The sequence below is a fragment of the Candidatus Phyllobacterium onerii genome (genome assembly GCF_028331445.1).
In the GTDB taxonomy this organism is placed as follows: Bacteria; Pseudomonadota; Alphaproteobacteria; order Rhizobiales; family Rhizobiaceae; genus Phyllobacterium; species Phyllobacterium onerii.
The window spans coordinates 275,003-294,462 of sequence record NZ_JAQMHX010000007.1 but is presented as its reverse complement, the minus strand read 5'-3'; the positions used below and the strand labels follow the sequence as shown (position 1 = coordinate 294,462).

Annotated in this window: 14 protein-coding genes; 6 read left to right on the top strand and 8 right to left on the bottom strand. The window is 57.2% G+C overall.

The window, feature by feature from the left end:
* Window positions 1–32: 32 nt before the first annotated feature.
* From dnaJ to dnaK, 3 genes are all read right to left on the bottom strand, one after another.
* Window positions 33–1,160 carry a molecular chaperone DnaJ gene (gene dnaJ, locus PHA01_RS18080; RefSeq protein ID WP_114429739.1) on the bottom strand — a complete coding sequence of 376 codons (1,128 nt, stop codon included), beginning with the start codon at window positions 1,158–1,160 and terminating at the stop codon, window positions 33–35.
* Window positions 1,161–1,347: 187 nt separating this feature from the next.
* Window positions 1,348–1,857 (bottom strand): hypothetical protein, encoded by a 510-nt coding sequence (locus tag PHA01_RS18075; RefSeq protein ID WP_271897765.1) that lies wholly within the window; start codon window positions 1,855–1,857, stop codon window positions 1,348–1,350.
* A 213-nt stretch (window positions 1,858–2,070) separates the two neighbouring features.
* A complete protein-coding gene (dnaK, locus tag PHA01_RS18070) occupies window positions 2,071–3,996 on the bottom strand; it encodes a molecular chaperone DnaK (RefSeq protein ID WP_114429737.1) in 1,926 nt (641 codons plus the stop codon).
* Between the two features lie 222 nt (window positions 3,997–4,218).
* Here dnaK and PHA01_RS18065 point away from each other — a divergent pair, with 222 nt between their 5' ends.
* On the top strand, window positions 4,219–5,364 hold the full coding sequence (locus tag PHA01_RS18065) for a zinc metalloprotease HtpX (RefSeq protein ID WP_271897764.1): 1,146 nt from the start codon (window positions 4,219–4,221) through the stop codon (window positions 5,362–5,364).
* Between the two features lie 156 nt (window positions 5,365–5,520).
* Here PHA01_RS18065 and PHA01_RS18060 read toward each other — a convergent pair whose 3' ends face one another.
* A complete protein-coding gene (locus PHA01_RS18060; protein ID WP_271897763.1) occupies window positions 5,521–6,507 on the bottom strand; it encodes a Gfo/Idh/MocA family protein in 987 nt (328 codons plus the stop codon).
* A 152-nt stretch (window positions 6,508–6,659) separates the two neighbouring features.
* On the bottom strand, window positions 6,660–7,550 hold the full coding sequence (locus PHA01_RS18055) for a LysR family transcriptional regulator (RefSeq protein WP_271897762.1): 891 nt from the start codon (window positions 7,548–7,550) through the stop codon (window positions 6,660–6,662).
* A gap of 98 nt (window positions 7,551–7,648) precedes the next feature.
* Between PHA01_RS18055 and PHA01_RS18050 the strand changes: the two genes are divergently transcribed.
* Window positions 7,649–8,644, top strand: a complete 996-nt coding sequence (locus PHA01_RS18050; protein ID WP_271897761.1) for an aldo/keto reductase — start codon at window positions 7,649–7,651, stop codon at window positions 8,642–8,644.
* A 212-nt stretch (window positions 8,645–8,856) separates the two neighbouring features.
* Entirely contained in the window at window positions 8,857–9,669 is an 813-nt protein-coding gene (locus PHA01_RS18045; protein WP_271897760.1) for an aspartyl/asparaginyl beta-hydroxylase domain-containing protein, read from the top strand.
* Here PHA01_RS18045 and PHA01_RS18040 read toward each other — a convergent pair.
* Window positions 9,656–10,909 carry an ROK family transcriptional regulator gene (locus tag PHA01_RS18040; protein ID WP_271897759.1) on the bottom strand — a complete coding sequence of 418 codons (1,254 nt, stop codon included), beginning with the start codon at window positions 10,907–10,909 and terminating at the stop codon, window positions 9,656–9,658. The genes PHA01_RS18045 and PHA01_RS18040 overlap by 14 nt on opposite strands.
* Before the next feature lie 234 nt (window positions 10,910–11,143).
* Here PHA01_RS18040 and PHA01_RS18035 point away from each other — a divergent pair, with 234 nt between their 5' ends.
* The 3 genes from PHA01_RS18035 to PHA01_RS18025 are packed head-to-tail and all read left to right on the top strand — an operon-like array spanning window position 11,144 to window position 15,738.
* Window positions 11,144–13,681: an ATP-binding cassette domain-containing protein gene (locus PHA01_RS18035; RefSeq protein ID WP_271897758.1), complete on the top strand. Its 2,538-nt coding sequence runs from the start codon at window positions 11,144–11,146 to the stop codon at window positions 13,679–13,681.
* A gap of 5 nt (window positions 13,682–13,686) precedes the next feature.
* Window positions 13,687–14,676 (top strand): ABC transporter permease, encoded by a 990-nt coding sequence (locus PHA01_RS18030; protein WP_271897757.1) that lies wholly within the window; start codon window positions 13,687–13,689, stop codon window positions 14,674–14,676.
* A gap of 57 nt (window positions 14,677–14,733) precedes the next feature.
* Window positions 14,734–15,738 carry a rhamnose ABC transporter substrate-binding protein gene (locus tag PHA01_RS18025; protein ID WP_271897756.1) on the top strand — a complete coding sequence of 335 codons (1,005 nt, stop codon included), beginning with the start codon at window positions 14,734–14,736 and terminating at the stop codon, window positions 15,736–15,738.
* Between the two features lie 148 nt (window positions 15,739–15,886).
* Here PHA01_RS18025 and pheT read toward each other — a convergent pair whose 3' ends face one another.
* Together pheT and pheS are read right to left on the bottom strand one after the other, a co-directional pair.
* Window positions 15,887–18,301 carry a phenylalanine--tRNA ligase subunit beta gene (pheT, locus tag PHA01_RS18020; protein ID WP_271897755.1) on the bottom strand — a complete coding sequence of 805 codons (2,415 nt, stop codon included), beginning with the start codon at window positions 18,299–18,301 and terminating at the stop codon, window positions 15,887–15,889.
* A 52-nt stretch (window positions 18,302–18,353) separates the two neighbouring features.
* Window positions 18,354–19,436, bottom strand: a complete 1,083-nt coding sequence (pheS, locus tag PHA01_RS18015; protein ID WP_271897754.1) for a phenylalanine--tRNA ligase subunit alpha — start codon at window positions 19,434–19,436, stop codon at window positions 18,354–18,356.
* Between the last annotated feature and the right edge of the window lie 24 nt (window positions 19,437–19,460).

Here is a 19,460-nt window from a genome sequence, read left to right as displayed (position 1 = left end):
CAAGTCCGACACGCGGAAAAGTTCCAATAAAATTATTCGCTTAGGCCCTCGAAGAACTCTTTCATCCGTGCAAAGAAGCCGGACGATTGCGGGCTGTTGTCCTGCGACGAGATGCGGTCGAACTCCTCCAGCAATTCGCGCTGACGCTTGTTTAGGTTTTGCGGCGTCTCGATTGCGATCTGAATATAGAGGTCACCCATGGCCGGCTGGCGCAGCACTGGCATGCCTTTGCCTTTCAGGCGGAACTGCTTGGCGTTCTGCGTACCGTCCGGAATCTTGACACGCGTCTGCGTACCGTCGAGCGTCGCTACCTCGAACTGGCCGCCAAGCGCCGCGGTCGTCATGGAGATGGGCACCTTGCAATAGAGATCGGCCCCATCGCGCTGGAAGAATTCATGCGGCTTCAATGAGAGGAAAATATAGAGATCGCCAGCGGGTCCGCCACGCAAGCCCGCTTCGCCCTCGCCCGTAAGCCGGATACGCGTGCCGTCTTCGATGCCGGCCGGAATATTGACCGAAAGAGCACGCTCCTCGGTTATACGCCCCTGGCCACTGCATTTCGGGCACGGATCCTTGATGATCTGGCCGCGGCCGTGGCAGGTCGGGCAGGTGCGTTCGATGGAGAAGAAACCCTGCGCCGCCCGAACACGCCCGGATCCGCTACAGGTGCTGCAGGTGACCGGCTGCGTACCTGGCTTGGCGCCGCTGCCCGAGCATTCGTCACAGGTGATCGAGGTCGGGACCCTGATCTGCGCCGTCTTGCCCGCATAGGCTTCTTCGAGCGTTATTTCCATATTGTAACGCAGGTCCGCACCGCGCTCGCGCCCGCCTGACCGGCGCTGGCGTCCACCGCCCATCATCTCGCCGAAAATGTCTTCGAAAATATCGGCAAAGCCACCGGCGCCACCAAACCCGCCGCCGCCATTCATCCCGCCGTTTTCGAAGGCGGCATGACCGAACCGGTCATAGGCAGCACGTTTCTGCGGGTCCTTCAGGGTTTCATAGGCCTCGCCGATTTCCTTGAAGCGATGCTCGGCATCGGCGTCGCCCGGATTCTTGTCTGGGTGAAATTGCATTGCCAGTTTACGGAAAGCGCTCTTCAGCTCTTTCTCATCAGCGCTTTTCGCTACGCCGAGGGTTTCGTAATAGTCAGCCTTCATCCAGACACTCATTCCCAGAAAATCGCAAACGCTTCTTCAGAAGCACATTTAAAGGCGGTATTTAGGTGTTCACGCCCGTGAATGCCATAGCCAACTTATATTGATTCGCCCGAAATGGCGCATATTTGCTGATTATTGCGTTTGTGTGGCAAGCGCTCCACGAATCTGAGACATATGTTTAGCTTGTTCAGTGCCAACCCTGGAACTCATAATAGCGCCAGTCGTCATCGGCGATCGAATTTTCCCAGTGCTTGAGGTCCTCCCAGCTTTTGTCGGCGATTGTCGAAGTGTTATAGTCGACATCCTCATCAAAAGATCGGGGCCCTCCGGTAAGCTTTGCTATCACTGCGCTTGTCAGGTCGGCAAATCGCAGTTGAAAGCTGTCGGAAGCGCCAAATCTGATCGACACCGTCTTTTTGAATTCCGATAGCCGGGCCAGATCTTCCGGGCTAAACCAATCGGCGTCTTCGGGATCAAAATCCTCGACGTAGAGTTCAAATCCGCTCACCAGATCCTTGTCTTTCAGGATGTCAAGCTTTGGATTGGACAAGCGGAACTTGAACGGGAGAAATCCCGAGTGTTTGGAGAAACTGAAGCCTGGGTAGATCTCGCAGGTCATTTCAAATTTGTTAAGTTCACTGATCATATCAGGAATTATATCGTCCGATATCTCATTCAGATGTACCCAGTACTCCATGCTCATATTTGGTCCTTTCAAATGTTTAAAGCTATTTGGATCGTTCACAAAAAGATCACGTCATGAAATTCGACTGCGCTGTGAATTGCGCATGTTCTTATTATGTTCCGTCACAAGAAAATATCAATTATCCAAAAGTCCTATAGCGGACCCGCCCACAAATAAAAAAAGCCCGGCACAAGGCCGGGCTTTCGTTTGGAACTTAGTCGCTGGTTAAGCTGACTTCTTCTTGCCGTCTTCGTCGATTTCTTCGAAATCGGCATCGACGACATCGTCATCCGCCTTGGCGGTTGCATCGGCTTCGCCGCCTTCGGCGGAAGCGGCCTCGGCAGCCTGCGAGGCTTCATACATGGCCTGACCAAGCTTCATCGAAACTTCGGCAAGCGTCTGGGTCTTTGCCTTGATCACCTCGGCATCGTCGCCTTCAACCGCCGTCTTCAATTCGGCAAGAGCCGTCTCGATCGATGCCTTGTCCTCGGCCGAGACCTTGTCGCCATAATCCTTGAGCGACTTCTCGGTCGAATGGACCAAAGCTTCAGCCTGGTTCTTCGACTCGACAGCCTCGCGGCGCTTCTTGTCGCTTTCGGCGTTGGCCTCGGCGTCCTTGACCATCTTCTCGATGTCCGCATCGGAAAGTCCACCGGATGCCTGGATACGGATCTGGTGTTCCTTGCCTGTGCCTTTGTCCTTGGCCGAGACGTTGACGATACCATTGGCGTCGATGTCGAACGTCACCTCGATCTGCGGAACGCCGCGCGGTGCGGGCGGAATGCCAACGAGGTCGAACTGGCCGAGAGACTTGTTGTCGGCAGCCATTTCACGCTCGCCCTGGAAGACGCGGATCGTCACGGCGGACTGGCTGTCCTCGGCCGTGGAGAAGGTCTGCGATTTCTTGGTCGGGATCGTCGTGTTGCGCTCGATCAGGCGGGTAAAGACACCGCCAAGTGTTTCGATGCCGAGTGAAAGCGGGGTAACGTCGAGCAGGAGAACGTCCTTGACGTCGCCCTGCAGAACGCCGGCCTGAATGGCAGCACCCATGGCAACAACTTCGTCAGGATTTACGCCCTTGTGGGGTTCCTTGCCGAAGAAGGCTTTCACGATTTCCTGGATCTTCGGCATGCGGGTCATGCCGCCGACAAGAACCACTTCATCGATCTCGCCAGCCTTGAGGCCAGCATCCTTGAGAGCCGACTTGCAAGGCTCGACAGTGCGCTGAACCAGATCATCGACCAGGCTCTCGAACTTGGCACGCGACAATTTCATCGTCAGGTGCTTCGGACCGGTAGCATCGGCGGTGATGAAGGGCAGGTTGATTTCCGTCTGCTGCGCGGACGAGAGCTCGATCTTGGCCTTTTCGGCAGCTTCCTTGAGGCGCTGCAGAGCGAGCTTGTCGTTCTTCAGGTCGATGCCCTGTTCCTTCTTGAACTCGGCTGCGAAATATTCGACCAGACGCATGTCGAAATCTTCACCGCCAAGGAACGTATCGCCATTGGTGGATTTGACTTCAAAAACGCCGTCGCCGATCTCGAGGATCGAAACGTCGAAAGTACCGCCGCCAAGATCGTAGACGGCAATGGTCTTGCCTTCCTTCTTGTCGAGGCCATAGGCAAGGGCAGCCGCAGTCGGCTCATTGATGATGCGCAGTACTTCAAGGCCAGCGATCTTGCCGGCATCCTTGGTTGCCTGACGCTGGGCGTCGTTGAAGTATGCAGGAACCGTAATGACAGCCTTCTCGACCTTTTCGCCAAGATAGGCTTCCGCCGTTTCCTTCATCTTCTGCAGGATCATCGCAGAGATCTGCGAAGGCGAATATTTCTTCTTGTGGACCTCTACCCATGCATCGCCATTGTCGCCTTTGACAATGTTGTAAGGAACAAGCTTCTTGTCCTTCTCGACGGTCGGGTCTTCATAGCGGCGACCGATAAGGCGCTTTACCGCAAAAACCGTGCCTTCCGGATTGGTGACAGCCTGGCGCTTGGCCGGCTGGCCAGCGAGGCGCTCATCGCTATCCGTAAAAGCGATGATCGAAGGTGTTGTGCGTGCACCTTCTGCATTTTCAATAACCTTCGCGTTTTTGCCATCCATGACAGCGACGCAGGAATTGGTGGTACCTAGATCAATACCGATAACTTTAGCCATTACTCTTCTCCATTCAGCAGGCTGCCGGGACCTCTGCCGAGCATTCCATACGGCAGCCTCTAGGGGTTTCACAGTCCAGAGTCGCCGGGATGGGCGGTTCTAGCGTGTTGAGGGCTATATAAGAAGCGGAAAATTACCATGCAAGTCAGAAGAGGCTGCATTTGCATGCTTAATCACCCTAAAAGACTCGGCAAAATGCTTTTTTCGCCCCATATATCGCCTATGACCGACAATGCACTCCATCTCCCCTTGCCTGGACATCGCCGGAGCCGGCTTATCAACAGGCTGCACACCTGGCTGCTGCTGGCGGGAAGCCTGCTGTTGCTCGTCGTTTGCGCGTGGACCCTGGCGGGGCCAGCTGGCATCATATACGCCTTCGTGTTTGGGGGCATCAGCCTTTATGCCATCAGGCGTATAAGTCCTCAAATGGTGCTGACGATGTATAAGGCAAGGCCTGTGACGCGCGCCGAATTCCCGCAAGGACTGGCGATCGTCGAGGAGCTTGCGCGCCGCGCCAGCCTGCCAAAGCCGCCGAAACTGCATGTCATTCCCTCGCGCATGATGAATGCCTTTGCTGTAGGGCGAAGAGACAATTCCGTCGTCGCGGTTACAGATCAGCTCATTCGGGCACTGACAGCGCGTGAACTCACTGGCGTTCTGGCGCACGAAATCAGCCATATTCATAACGAGGACCTCAAGGTAATGGCTCTGGCCGATACGGTCTCGCGCTTTACCTCGTTGATGTCCACTGTCGGTATCGTTTCCCTCCTGTTCAACATCACCTGGATGGCCAGCGGATCGGCGGCGCAAGTGCCGTGGCTCGGCGTGATCGTGCTGCTGTTTGCGCCGACCATTGGCGGATTGCTGCAGATGGCGCTGTCGCGCACCCGCGAATTCGATGCCGATCTCGGTGCAGCAATGCTGACCGGCGATCCCGATGGTCTCGCCAATGCGCTGACGAAACTGGAGAAGGCTCAAGGCAGGATCTGGGAAAACCTCATCCTTCCCGGTGGACGCATTCCCGATCCGTCAATTCTCCGCACGCACCCGCTGACTGAAGCCCGCGTGGCGCGGCTTCACGCGCTAAAACAAGCCTGCGATATGGCAGCGCGCGGCGATATATTGACGGAGCTGGAGCTGAAGCCGGAGGACCATATTCGCACGCGCCCCAGATCTGTCCCGCAGATCGGCCAGCAATATGGACGCTGGAACTCAAACAATCTGGAAATCCTGTCGCTGATCAACACGCAGGCAACGCACCCGATTGTGCAGGGCAGCGAAGCGGAATGCGAAGCATGCGCCCAGAGCCTTTACACGCCGGATGGCAAGCCGCGCGTGCATGTGGCGCGCGGCGGGGTCTACTGGTGAGAGACTGATTGTAAACTCTACTGCGATGGTCATCTGACGCGATTTTCTGTGCTTCCGGTGCTCACGGACCAACACGTCCGCTGCGCTCCGGTTCTCGAAAACCCCGTCATATGCCTCACCGCAGCGACTTTCCAAATCGTCTCTATGATCGTCGGGTCAAACGGTTTCCCAGTTACCGCTCTCGCCGGCACGATAAACGGCGTCGATCAGCTTTTGATTGAGGACGGAGTTTTCAAGGGTGAACACTTCGACATCCTCGCCCTGTGCGGCACGGGCAAAGGCTTCCACCTCAAGGCAATAGTGATCCACATTGCCGAAATTATATTCGGTCGAAGATCCATGGCTGGCGTCATGCAGCGTGATCTTGGCGTGGTCGTACTTGCCGGTGTTGAACGGCGCGAGGACCTCGATATAGCCCTTGTCGCCATGGAAGGCGATCGACTGGCGCGCGGCGAGCTGTGTTGCGACATAGAAGGTCAATTCGAAATCCTCGAAGTCAGCACGGACGCTCGCATAGCGATCGGTACCGAAATCCGGATCGCGCTCGATCGTCGCCATGGCGCGAACAGGCTCCTTGCCGGTCACGAATCGTGTCGCCACTGTCGGATAGACACCGATATCGGGCAAGGCGCCGCCGCCCAGCGACAGCTGGTTGCGCATATTGCTCGCGTCCTTGTTGAAATAAGTGAACGCAGCCTGCACCTGGCGCAAGCGACCGATGGCGCCTGTCGCTATCAGTTCGCGAACCTTCAACCATTGCGGATGATACGTCACCATGAAGGCTTCCGAGATCAGCACGCCATTGGTGTCACGGGCGCGCTGCAGCGCCGCGATCTCGCTGGCGTGCAACGAAATCGGCTTTTCGCACAGGACGTGCTTGCCGGCCTCGGCGGCCTTCAGGCACCATTCCACATGCTGCGATGTCGGGAGCGGAATATAGACGCCGTCAATATCGCTCGATGCCAGCATGTCATCGTAGGAACCAAAGGCGTGCGGCGCGCCAAAGCGGTCAGCGACGGCGCGGGCTTTCGCAAGATCGCGGCTGGCAACGGCCGACAGGACCGAATTCTCCGCATTGCATATGGCGGGAATGACCGCCGTTACCCCGATTTTTGCCGTCGACAGAATACCCCAGCGAAACATGATGACATCTCCTTTTCGTCGATATTCGCGCCATGGCAGCCTGCAAACGGCATTTTTCTGCACTCCCGTGCTCACATACCAGAATGTACGCTGCGCTCCGGTGCTCGAAAACCACCGTTTTCGTCTCGCCCTGACATGAATCTCCACAACCCCTAGATCGTAAACTTGAAGAAATCAATGAAGGCGCGCAGTGCCGGGCGCATCTGACGGCGGCTCGGGTAATACAAATAGACGCCGGGAAACGGCGCGCACCAATCCTCAAGCACGCGGCGAAGTCTGCCCTGGGCTATGGCTTCCGGCGCCATGTGTTGCAGCAGGAATGCGACGCCAGCACCGCCAAGAACTGCTTCGACCACGAGCCGGTCATCACCAAGAATAAGCGGGCCGTTTACGTCAAGGACGATCTCCTCGCCATCCTTTTCGAATTCCCAGCGATAGACCCGCCCACTGGAGAAACGGCGCCGGATGCAGAGATGATCGAGAAGATCGCGCGGGTGCCTCGGCACAGCATGGTTTTCGAAATAGGCCGGCGTGGCAACGATGCTGGCACTGATCGCGTCGCTCATGCGCACTGCAATCATGTCCGGCTCCAGGCTTTCGCCAAGCCGCATGCCGGCATCGACGCCCGTCGCGACAATATCGTTGAACGGTTCCTCGACGCGCAGCTCCAGGGTCACGCCGGGATAGGCCTCGCTGAAAGCCGCCAGGCGCGGCCCCAGAAGCCAATGGGCGGCGAAAGGCGGAACACTCAGGCGCAGATTGCCGGCAACGCGGTTGTTCGCCTCCTTGACCGCATCGAGCGCAAGATCGATCTCGCCAAGGGCCGGACGAAGCCGTTTGAGCAGCAGCGCGCCCTCTTCCGTCACGGCGACGCTGCGTGTCGTCCGGGCGAGAAGCCTTACGCCCAAACTCTGCTCCAGGCTGGAAATCGCGTGACTGACAGCCGACGGCGCGATGCCGAGTTCCTTGGCCGCGCCACGAAAACCGCCACTCGCCGCGACAGTCGCAAAAATTGCCAATTGGGGAAGCCGGGAACGATCCATTGATCTATCGTATAGAACAAGCTGTAAAAGTTTAAGCCAATTATCGAACACTGCTCCACGTTTTATCTTCCACCCATCACACGTGAAGGAGATCAGTGATGGAAAAACGCAAACTCGGAACAGAACTCAGCGTCTCGGCAGTGGGCCTCGGCTGCATGGGCATGACCTTCGCCTACGGCGGGCAAGATGAAGCCGACGCAATCCGCACACTGCATCGCGCAGTGGATATTGGCGTCACCTTCTTCGATACGGCGGAAGTCTATGGGCCCTTCGACAATGAAATCCTTATCGGTAAGGCGTTGAAGGGCCGCTGGGACAAGGTGGTGATAGCCACCAAATTCGGCTTCAAGATCGCCGACGAAGGCGAGGGCATGTCGCGCATGATCGGCGTCGACAGCCGACCGGAACATCTGAAGGCCGTCGCAGAATCATCGCTTGGACGCCTCGGCATTGAACAGATCGATCTTTTCTACCAGCACCGCGTCGATCCGAACGTTCCGATCGAAGATACGGTCGGAGCCATGGCCGACCTCGTCAGGCAAGGCAAGGTGAAAGCCCTTGGCCTCTCCGAAGCCAGTGCCGCCACGATCCGCCGCGCCCACAAGGTGCATCCTATTGCTGCCGTCCAGAGCGAATATTCGCTGTGGAGCCGTGATCCTGAGGACAGCGTTCTTGCCGTCTGCCGCGAGCTTGGTATCGGCTTCGTGCCCTATAGCCCGCTTGGACGCGGCCTTCTCACCGGCACGATCAACAAGCCGGATGAGCTCGGCGCCGATGACTGGCGCAAGACCTTGCCGCGCTTCCAGGCCGAAAACATGGATGCCAATGCAGTCCTGATCGCCACGCTAAAGGGTCTGGCTGCGGACAAGGGCGTCACACCGGCACAACTGGCGTTGGCCTGGGTGCTGCACCAGGGCGACTTCATCGTACCGATCCCCGGCGCCCGCAAGATCAGGCATCTTGAAGAGAACGCAGCTTCGGCTGACATCAAGCTCTCTGCTGCGGACCTTGTGAAGATAGGTGATGCACTCTCGCCGACCCACGTCGCCGGCAAGCGCTACACGGATGCGGGCTTCGCACTGGTGAATGGCTGAGACAACGCGGATTGTGGCTAAATATGCGAGAACGGGGCGGCCATGGCTGTCCCTTTCTCGCGCCCTTGACAGGCGAATCGACGTGAGGCCTATTCCTGACCGTCGCTGACCACTTTTAAAAGTTCGCCGGCGGTTGTATATCGCGCAAGATCGATTTGTCTCAACAAGCCGCGCCATCCTCTATTTTGCCCTGGCGCCGAACCTGGAATACCATGGAAAAAGCAACGAAAAAGTCCCTGCGGCGTTGGTCTGTCGGATTGGTTCTTCTGGCGATCCTCGCTTATCTTGTCCCTTATCTGGTGATCTTTTATCTGATCTGCGGCCTTTACGATTTATCGCGCAACAAGAATTTAAACCTGCAGGTTGTCGAGCAATATTTCTTCGGCAATGGCATGTTCACCTGGGTCCTTTCTCCGCTCAACCTTCTTCTCGACATCCTGTCACTGCCCTACGTCAACAAGGGCGTTTACAAGTTGCAGGACCTTCCGGCCAGTTATCAAGCCGAGGTGAAGCGCCTGATTACAGCGACGCAGAAGGAAAACATCGTTGGGCAGTTGCAGGCACGCGCCGAACAGCAGGCGCGCAGCATGTTCTTTTTCAAATGGTACGGCAAAGACCAGCCGAGTTTCGCCAACGTGCCGTCCTTCTACGAGAAGTACAATTTTGTGAAGACGATCGGTGTATCTGTCTTCAACAAAAAGAATTCGACTTCAAAACATTTCGGTCCGATCCGGGCAACGATACGCGTGCTTTACAACATCAATGACATGAACGATCGCACGGCCTATATCTGGTGCGGCGATACGACAAGCTACTGGAAAGACGACAAGCTGTTCATCTTCGATGACACGCTGATGCACCAGTCGGTCAATCAGACAGACCAGACACGTTATTGCCTGTTCGTCGACATCCTGCGCCCGTCCTATCTGCCGGGCCTGTTTGCCGCCATCGTTTCGTTCATGGGCGTTATTCTCAAGGGCAGCAACTCGATCTTCTACAAGAACTGGAAGGTTATCCAGAAGTAGGAGCTTGACTGCTCCCGATGAGCAGTGGCTTGCGAGGCTGGTCCTTTTTCACAAGGACGCTGCTGTCCGGGGCGAAAAGAGCGTAAATCGGCAGCATGGCAGCGCCGATGGCCGATCCTAGATGGCCGAGCGATCCAGCGATGATTTCCGGTGCGAGCAAGCCAACCGGGATGATCTCGCCAAGCCGCTGCTGCACCTTGGCAACAAGATCATGAAGAATGGCGCGCGGCAAAATACTGTCGATGATCACCGCATCGATATCAACGACGGCAACGATGCCAATGATCGCTTGCGCCAGCGCATCGGCACAGTCGGTCTGCCATTCAAGCAGCGGCGTGCGGGCGGCAACGGGCAGCGGGTCCAGCTCTCGCACGCGAAATACATCGATGCCATTCGCACGAAGATGATTTACGAGGACATAAACCGAGGCACGGTGCAGCAGGATATCGAACGGACTGACCGATGGCTTTGCTGAAAAGAGCTCGGATCTCGATACCGGAAAGGGGCCAAGAGCGGCCGTATTGCCATTCGGCCCGGTCTGCAATTGACCTTTCTGCACCAATCCGCCGCCTATGAGCGTATCGATCGATACGTGCATGAAATCGTCAAACCGGGAGCCATTGCCGCTGACAAGTTCCGCCAGGCCGGCTGCCGATCCGTCATTCTCGATATAGACGGGCGTAGCGGCGGCGATGGAAAACAAAGTGGTCAGATCCACATTCTCCCAGCGGGAACTCAGCGCCTCCGGAAATCCGAGTTCTTCGCCCCATCCGCCGAAGAAATAAGGCGAAGCGATGCCGACCCCGACGATCCTTGATTGTGCGGCGGCGCCAAGAAATGTCTTGAAGGATGCGACCGCGTGATCGCCGAAGCGTTTGACATCCAAAGGTACGGGAAACCGGTACTCATGCGATTCCTGGGCGCGAATGTCGCCGGCAAAATCCAACAGAACGGCATCCAATGCCCGCCGCCCGATGCGTATTCCAATGGAGTAAGCGCTTTCGGGCACCAGCCGGTACATGATTGAGGGTTGACCCCGCTGTCCGAAACGTTTGCCAATTTGCTTTACAAATCCCGAGGCCTCCAGCCCATCGACAATCGTGGCAATGGCTGCCGGCGTCAGGTTGGCGTAACGAGCGATATCCGCCTTGGAAGCGTCTTTCAGTTTGCGGATCGATTCCAGCACAACGCGTTCATTATAGTGCCGTACTTGAACAGAATTGCTGCCTTTTCCGGCCATTATCTCTCATTTCTGACGTTTCGCGGCATTAATAGGTTCTTTTGTCGTGGCTGTAACGAGCACCGTTCTCCGCCAGCAAAGCTCGTGAGCCTTTAGTCGAATCTGCCCGTTTCGAGTGCCAATGTCAAATTTTACACTTGACCTTTTGGATGATTTATTTTAGCAAATTGCTTTAATATACGCGGGAGAGGTGTATGTGGCGCGGTCTGGTATTCGGCCGGGAGGAGGAGCTTGTTGAACATCCTGCAGAACGTTGCCGCTGACAGCGACTCAACCGCGCCGATAGGCCTAAGCAAAGTCGTCAAGGCGTTTTCCGGCACGGTTGCCCTAAAAGACACATCGTTCGATTTGCGGCGCGGTGAGGTGCTGGCGCTGCTCGGGGAAAACGGCGCCGGGAAAAGCACCTGCGTCAAGCTTCTGGCAGGGGTCTACCAGCCGACACATGGGAGTGTGGAAATCGACGGCGCATCGGTCGTTTTCGCGTCGCCTGCAGATGCACAAAAGGCCGGCATTGCCGTGATGCACCAGCATCCCGGCCTATTTCCAGATCTGTCGATTGCCGAAAACATCTTCCTCGGACACATGCCGCTAAACAGTGCGGGATTGATCGATCTGGAGGCGATGCATGCCCAAGCCAAGGCCGTCCTCGACACTGTGGGGCTTGAGGCCTCCGCGACAACAAAACTTGGTCTGTTGCGCACCTCCGAACAGCAGCTTGTGGAAATTGCCCGCGCGCTTTCCCTGAAAGCCCGGGTCTTGATCATGGACGAGCCAACGGCAGCCCTGTCCCAGCGGGAAGTCGAACGGCTGTTCAAAGTGGTTGAGGATTTGCGCAAGCATGGCGTCGCCATGATGTTTGTCGGCCACCGTATGGACGAAATCTTTCGTATTGCCGATCGCATTGCGGTTTTGCGTGACGGACAGATGGTGGGGGTCGAGCCGGCATCTTCGCTCAGCCGCGAACGCGCGATACATATGATGGTCGGGCGTGAAATCACGATGCTCTATCCGCAGCGCGAAGCCTCGCTCTTGCCGGTTGCGCTGGAACTCAGGAAGCTTGTCGTCGATGGCACCGATAGCGAAATCGACCTCCATGTCCGCAAAGGCGAAATTCTTGGGATTGGCGGCCTGGTCGGCAGCGGACGCACGGAAATTGCCCGAGCGATTTTCGGGGTCGACAGGCCCCGCAGCGGTCAAATACTGGTCGACGGAAAGCCGGTAGAATTCCGCTCGCCGCGCGATGCCATGGAGGCCGGTATCGCCTATGTGTCCGAAGACCGCATGGGACAAAGTCTGGTCATGGACTTCGCGATCCTCGACAATGCTGCACTGACGGTGCTGACCAAGGCCAGCCGCAACGGGATTTACCGTCCGCAACGCGCCATCGACATCGTCGGTGACGAGCTCAAGCGGATGAAACTGCGGTTCAAGGGCTATGACCAGCCGATCAAGCAGCTTTCCGGCGGCAATCAGCAGAAAGTGGTGATCTCGAAATGGCTGGCAACCAAGCCATCGATCCTGATTCTTGACGAGCCAACCCAGGGCATCGACGTCAACACCAAGGCCGAAATCCACGCCATGATTGCGGATCTTGCTACGCAGGGCATGGCGATTATCCTGATCTCTTCCGAATTACCGGAACTGCTTGGGATGAGCGACCGGATTGTCGTACTGCGTGAAGGGGAAAAGACCGCCGAATTTTCCAGGGCAGAGGCAACACAGCAGCTCGTGCTGAAAGCCGCGACACATGAGTTAGAGAATCGCACGGGTGCAGATGCTGGTGACGCTGGACAACGCAGCGGCTGGAGCCGAATGCTGGAGCATCGCGAATTCGGCCTCGTTGCTGCAATGGCGGCAGTGGTAATTCCTGTTGCACTCGTCAACCCACGCATTTTCAGCAGCGCAAATATCACTGCTGTCTCAATGGATGTGGCGCTGTTGATGGTGGCGGCGCTTGGCCAGATGCTCGTCATGATCACCCGTAACATCGATCTGTCGGTTGCAGCCATTATCGGTCTTGCCGCCTATGCATCGGCGAGCACTCTTTCGGCCTTTCCGGAACTTGGTGTTGCGGGCGGCCTCGCCGTTGCCTGTTGTGTCGGCATTGCTGCCGGTCTCGTCAATGGGAGCATTGTGACGCTCGGGCGCATTCCTGCGATCGTCGCCACACTTGGCACTTTGTCGATCTATAGAGGATTCAACAGCCTCTGGGCTGCCGGCGATCAGGTGAGTGCCGACGAGGTACCGCAGGCATGGCTTGATATGACCGGCTATAAGATTGCCGGCATACCGCTGATCGTTGTTATTACACTGGTAATTCTGGTGCTCTCCGCATTTCTGCTTAAGCGCACGGCGCTTGGACGGGAGCTTTTCGCAACGGGTTCCAACCCCGATGGGGCCGATATGATCGGCATTCCGCAAAAGCGGCGCGTTATGCTTGCATTCACGCTTGCCGGGCTGCTTGCCGGCATTTGCGGTGCACTCTGGGCCTCGCGTTATGCCACCGTCGATGCTCGTGTGGCTAGCGGATTCGAGCTGACTGTCATCGCGGCCGCAGTCGTCGGCGGTGTGGCCATTCGCGGTGGTGCAGGAACTCTTCTGGGCGTTGCTCTTGGGGCGATGACACTTCTCGTGATCAAGAATGGCTTGACGCTGGTGCGGGTCGATCCCCTGTGGCTGCAAGGCGTCTACGGCCTCGTCATCCTGCTTGCAATTGGGATTGATGCGCTCGTCACGCGCCGGGCGGCGCACGCTCAACAACGCGCAAGGTAAACATCATGACCAACTTCATTCGACGGCTGGAATTTTGGGATATGTTGTTGCTGGCAGCGTCAATTGCCGTGATCGGCTACGGCATCGTGTTCGTTCCCAACTTCTTTTCTGCTTTCAATCTGTCGCAACTGGCGGCGAGTGCTTCGGAAAAAGCACTGCTGGTGCTTCCCATGGCACTCTTGATCATTGTCCGCGAGATCGATCTGTCGGTTGCCTCCATCCTGGCGCTGACCAGTGTTCTGTTCGGATTGATGATCGAGGCTTCAGTGCCACTCGGCTTGGCATTGCCATTCACGTTGCTTGCCGGTGGCATTCTTGGAGCCTTCAACGGCTATTTCGTCGCCTATCTCGGACTGCCTTCGCTTGTGGTCACACTTGGTACGATGGCGATGTATCGTGGTATCGGGTATATTTTGCTCGGCACTGGATCGATCAATATCCTGCCCGACTCGCTGGTCAATTTCGGCATCGACAATGTGCCAGGAACCAGTATCCCTCAGACTATTCTGCCATTTCTGATCCTTGCGCCGGTCTTCGCTATCGTTCTTCAGAAGACCTCGACCGGCAAGCGCATCTATGCATTGGGCGGCAATCCACTTGCTGCGCTCTATTCGGGAATTGCCGTGAAGCGGATCACGGCAGCTCTCTTCGTGTTGACGGGGATCATTTGTGCGATTGCAGGGATTGTCTACACCGCCCGGCTTGCCAATGCGCGCGCCAACAATGCGCTCGGCATGGAACTCGACGTGATTACCATCGTCCTGCTCGGCGGCGTCAGCGTATTCGGTGGGAAGGGCAAGCTCACCGGCGTTCTTCTGGCGCTTGTGCTGCTTTCGGTCATACGCAACCTCTTGGCACTGAACCAGATCGGCGGAGATGCGCAGGGCATGGTTATCGGGCTGCTCCTGATCGGTTCGCTGCTGTTTGGCAACTATTCGAAGCCTCTGTTGGACTGGTTCATCGCATTGCCGCATCAGCGCAAAAGCAATGGGTGAATCCGGTGCCTATTGTTCAATCAAATTTCCCGGAATGCAGGCTCTAAGGAGGAGACCATGAAATTGTTCAAACAAGTTCTGCTGGCTGGCATATTTGCCAGTGGGCCGCTGATTGGTTCGGCGCTTGCGCAGGAATGCGCCAAGGAGCCCGTTACCGTTGGATTTTTGCCCAAGCTCGATACGGATCCCTATTTTCAGGTCGCCAAAACAGGCGCCGAGGAAGCGCAAAAGGAAATCGGAGGAACGCTCATTCAGGTTGCGCCATCACAGGGCACCGCCGAGGCACAGATCGAATTCATCAATAGCCTGGTGTCACAAAAAGTCGGTGTGATCGCTATTTCCGGCAACGATGCCAATGCGGTTGCGCCAGCACTGAAGCGCGCCGCCAAGCAGGGCGTTCGGGTCATATCCTACGATTCGGATGTCGCGGCCGGAGCGCGGTCGATCTTCGTCAACCAAGCCAAGGGTGACAGTCTGGCTGAAATGATGCTGCAGAGCGCCTATGACCTGACCGGCGGCAAAGGGGAATTCGCCATCCTTTCTTCGACGCCAACCGCGACAAACCAGAACACCTGGATCGAGTTCATTAAGGCCAAGCTGGCGAGCGATCCGAAGTTTGCCGAACTGAAGCTCGCACAGGTTGCCTATGGCGAAGAAAGCGAGCAGGTCAACCAGCAGCAGGCGCTGGCGCTCGTTCAGGCATTTCCCGACTTGAAAGCAATCATCGTGCCAGCCGGTATCGGTCTCCCCGCCGCAGCCCGTGCGCTTGAAGAGGCCGGCCTGACCGGCAAGGTGAAGCTGACGGGGCTTGCGCCGGCAACGCTGATTTCAAAATACATCAAGAATGGCAGCGCCCAGGATATCTGGTGGAATGTTTCTGACCTTGGATATCTGACCTATCAGGCAGCGCAGGCGCTGGCGCAATGCAAGATAGAAGGAAAAGAAGGCGACAAGTTTACCGCCGGCCGGCTGGGCGAATACACCATCGGCGCAGGAGGCGAACTGATCCTCGGCCCGGCGAAGATCGTTACACCGGCAAATCTTGCCGAGTTCAAATTCTAGAGTACCCCAGCTCTGGAAAAAGGGGATCTAGCCATCGCGGTCCCCTCTCTTGCGATTTCAGCATTTGAGCTTCGCCCGCTTACTGAAATCGCAACAAGGGCGCCGTAGGCGTTGCCCACCCCTTCGGCGCCCTCACATGGAGAATTTCTCAGCCGCGCAGCACACCACCCGTCTGTTTGCCGACGCTTTCAACGATGCGTTTTGTCAGCGCTTCCAGATCCTCATCGGTCAGGGTGCGCTCCACGGGCTGGATGGCCACCTCTATCGCAACGGACTTCTTGTCAACACCGAGCGATGCACCTTCGAACAGGTCGAAGACCTGAACGCCGGTGATCAGCTTCTTGTCGCCGGCAAGCGCTGCCCGGACAATCGCGCCCGCTTCCACGGCCTTGTCGACCACAAACGCAAAGTCACGCCGGACAGTCTGGAAATCCGAAAGGTTAAGCGCCGGCTTAGTGCGCGTCGCCTTCTGCTTTGGTTCCGGAATGGCATCGATGAAAACTTCAAAACCGCAAAGGCTCCCAGAGACATCGATGGTTTCCAGCGTCTTCGGATGGAACTCGCCGAAGGTTCCGAGGATTACCTTCGGCCCGAGCTTGATCGTGCCGGAACGCCCGGGATGATACCAGGCGGGACCGCCGCTTTCGATCTGCAACTTATCAATCGGAGCGCCGCACGCTTCGAGCACGGCAAGCGCGTCGGCCTTTGCGTCGAATACGCCAACTGGCCCAATATTACCCGACCAGTGACGGCCAAAGCCTTCGAACTTCGCCGTACCCCGGCGAACACCGGCAGCAACGCGGCGCTGCGCTTCCGGCGTATTGCCCTCATAGGTGCCGGAGACCTCGAACAGCGCGAGATCGTTGAAGCCGCGATCGGCATTGCGCTGAACGGCAGCAAGCAGGCCCGGCAACAGCGATGGGCGCATGTCGGACATGTCGGCCGCGATCGGATTGGCAAGCTTCAGTTCGCTCTGACCGCCGCCGAATGCTTTCGCTGAAGCCTCCGAAATGAACGACCACGTAACCGCCTCCATCATGCCGCGCGAAGCGAGTGCCCGGCGGGCGTTGCGCGTGCGGATCTGCAACGTGGTCAGGATCTTGCCGTTGACAGCTGCATGGCTAAGAAGTGGCTCCGGATCGATCTGGTCGACGCCATGAATACGCATGACTTCTTCGACGAGGTCCGCCTTGCCGTCGACATCAGGACGCCATGACGGGACCACCACATCAACGAGTTCGCCTCTCCCTTGCGGCTTGAAGCCGAGGCGAGACAGGATATCGAGGCTTGTTTCAGCCGGAACATCGATGCCGGTAAGACGCTTGACCTCCGATGCGGGGAACCGGACTGTCTTCGGCGTATGGCCCTTGTAGCCGATGACTTTCGCTTCGGATGGCGTGCCGCCGCAGAAATCGCGAACCAGTTGTGTGGCAAGCTCAAGACCGGGGATCATGAACTCAGGATCGACGCCGCGTTCGAAACGGTAGCGCGCATCGGTGATGATACCAAGCGTCCGGCCTGTCCGGGCAATATTCATCGCGTCCCAAAGCGCGGACTCGATCACGACATTGGTGGTGTTCTCATCACAGCCGGAGTGTTCGCCGCCCATGATACCGCCAATCGATTCGACCCCATCAGCATCGGCGATGACTACATTGTCGGGACCAAACGTATATTCCTTGCCGTTGAGGCCAAGAATCTGCTCGCCTTCCCGGCCGCGGCGCACGGTGAGATTGCCACTGACCTTGTCGGCATCGAAGACGTGCAACGGACGGCCGCGATCGAAGGTCAGATAGTTGGTGATATCGACGAGCGCATTGATTGGACGTAAGCCGATGGCGATCAACCGCTGCTGCAGCCATTGCGGGCTGTGACCGTTCTTGACGCCCTTGACGGTACGCCAAGCGAAGCCGGGGCAAAGATGGGTATCTTCGCCTAGTTCAAGATGAACGTCCACCAGCGCCGGCCCTGCGCCTTTGACAGGCACGATCGGTCGCTGCTTGAGCTTGCCGAGACCGGCTGCAGCCAAGTCGCGGGCAATACCGTAGACGCTGGTGCAATCCGGGCGGTTCGGCGTCAGGTTGATCTCGATGACCGGGTCGTCCAGGCCGGCATAGGCAGCGAAGCTGGTTCCCACAGGCGCGTCTGCGGGCAAGTCGATGATGCCATTGTGTTCATCCGACATCTGCAGTTCGCGTTCGGAGCACATCATGCCATGGCTTTCGACGCCGCGAATCTTGCCGACCGACAGCGTAAGGTCGATGCCCGGAACATAGGTACCTGGAGCCGCGAACGCCCCGATCAGGCCCGCACGGGCGTTCGGCGCACCACACACCACCTGCAGCGGCTTGCCGTCGCCCGTATCGACAGTCAAAACCTGGAGCTTGTCGGCATCGGGGTGGCGGGAAGCTGTCAGCACCTTGGCTATGACGAAGGGCGTGAGCGCCGCCTTGTCATCGAGATGCTCGACTTCCAGACCGATTCTTGTCAGGGAATCGACGATCTCTTCGAGTGACGCCTCGGTCTCGAGATGATCTTTAAGCCAGGAGAGTGTGAATTTCATGATTTCACTCGTTTCGCATTTTAATCTTTTGGAGACTTGAGGTCAGGCGCCGCTAGGCGCTCAGGCCTCCGAACAGCGTCGGCATGTCGAGCGGGCGGAAACCGTAGTGCTGGAGCCAACGCACATCGGCATCGAAGAAGGCGCGCAGGTCCGGCATGCCATATTTCAGCATTGCGATACGATCGATGCCCATGCCCCAGGCAAACCCCTGATACTCATCCGGATCGAGACCGCCGGCGCGCAACACATTCGGATGCACCATGCCGCAGCCAAGAATTTCCATCCAGTCGTTGCCTTCACCGAATTTCACTTCCTTGCCGGAGCGGTCACATTGGATATCGACCTCCAGCGATGGCTCGGTGAAGGGGAAATAGGACGGGCGAAAGCGCATCTTCAGCGACGGCACTTCGAAGAACGCCTTGCAGAATTCTTCGAGCACCCATTTCATGTTGGCGACATTGGCCGACTTGTCGATGACCAGCCCTTCAACCTGGTGGAACATGGGCGAATGGGTGGCGTCGCTATCCATGCGGTAGGTCTTACCTGGAATAACGATGCGGATCGGCGGCTTCTGATTTTCCATCGTACGAATCTGTACCGGGCTCGTATGGGTACGCAGCACCCGCCGCTCGCCGTTCTCGTCGGGATTGAAGAAAAAAGTATCGTGCATCTCGCGAGCCGGGTGACCCTCGGGAAAATTGAGCGCGGTGAAGTTGTAGTAGTCGGTCTCGATATCCGGACCTTCGGCAATGGAGAAGCCCATATCTGCGAAGATCGCAGTGATTTCATCGACGACCTGGCTGATCGGATGGATACGCCCCCGCTCTGCCGGCGCGGCGCGTACAGGAAGCGTGACATCCACCTTTTCCTTTTCAAGACGCAAGGTGATCGCGGCATCCTTGAGCGCACTTCTGCGCGCGGTGAGTGCTTCAGTAATGCGGTTCTTCAACCCATTGATGGCAGGTCCCTGGAACTGCCGCTCTTCCGGCGACATGGACCCGAGCGACTTCAGCTTTTCCGAGATCGAGCCCTTCTTGCCGAGAGCTGCAATACGGACGGCCTCGATGGCCGCTTCGTCATTGGCTGACTCAATCTGCGCGGCAAGCACGCTTTCCAGTTGTACCAGGTCGTCCATCGTTCTTCACCTGTTGGTTTCTTG

Excerpts from the sequence above, each read along its gene's own strand:
- dnaJ (WP_114429739.1), bottom strand. The coding sequence starts at position 1,160 with ATGAAGGCTGACTATTACGAAACCCTCGGCGTAGCGAAAAGCGCTGAT.
- PHA01_RS18075 (WP_271897765.1), bottom strand. The coding sequence starts at position 1,857 with ATGGAGTACTGGGTACATCTGAATGAGATATCGGACGATATAATTCCT.
- dnaK (WP_114429737.1), bottom strand. The coding sequence starts at position 3,996 with ATGGCTAAAGTTATCGGTATTGATCTAGGTACCACCAATTCCTGCGTC.
- PHA01_RS18065 (WP_271897764.1), top strand. The coding sequence starts at position 4,219 with ATGACCGACAATGCACTCCATCTCCCCTTGCCTGGACATCGCCGGAGC.
- PHA01_RS18060 (WP_271897763.1), bottom strand. The coding sequence starts at position 6,507 with ATGTTTCGCTGGGGTATTCTGTCGACGGCAAAAATCGGGGTAACGGCG.
- PHA01_RS18055 (WP_271897762.1), bottom strand. The coding sequence starts at position 7,550 with ATGGATCGTTCCCGGCTTCCCCAATTGGCAATTTTTGCGACTGTCGCG.
- PHA01_RS18050 (WP_271897761.1), top strand. The coding sequence starts at position 7,649 with ATGGAAAAACGCAAACTCGGAACAGAACTCAGCGTCTCGGCAGTGGGC.
- PHA01_RS18045 (WP_271897760.1), top strand. The coding sequence starts at position 8,857 with ATGGAAAAAGCAACGAAAAAGTCCCTGCGGCGTTGGTCTGTCGGATTG.
- PHA01_RS18040 (WP_271897759.1), bottom strand. The coding sequence starts at position 10,909 with ATGGCCGGAAAAGGCAGCAATTCTGTTCAAGTACGGCACTATAATGAA.
- PHA01_RS18030 (WP_271897757.1), top strand. The coding sequence starts at position 13,687 with ATGACCAACTTCATTCGACGGCTGGAATTTTGGGATATGTTGTTGCTG.
- PHA01_RS18025 (WP_271897756.1), top strand. The coding sequence starts at position 14,734 with ATGAAATTGTTCAAACAAGTTCTGCTGGCTGGCATATTTGCCAGTGGG.
- pheT (WP_271897755.1), bottom strand. The coding sequence starts at position 18,301 with ATGAAATTCACACTCTCCTGGCTTAAAGATCATCTCGAGACCGAGGCG.
- pheS (WP_271897754.1), bottom strand. The coding sequence starts at position 19,436 with ATGGACGACCTGGTACAACTGGAAAGCGTGCTTGCCGCGCAGATTGAG.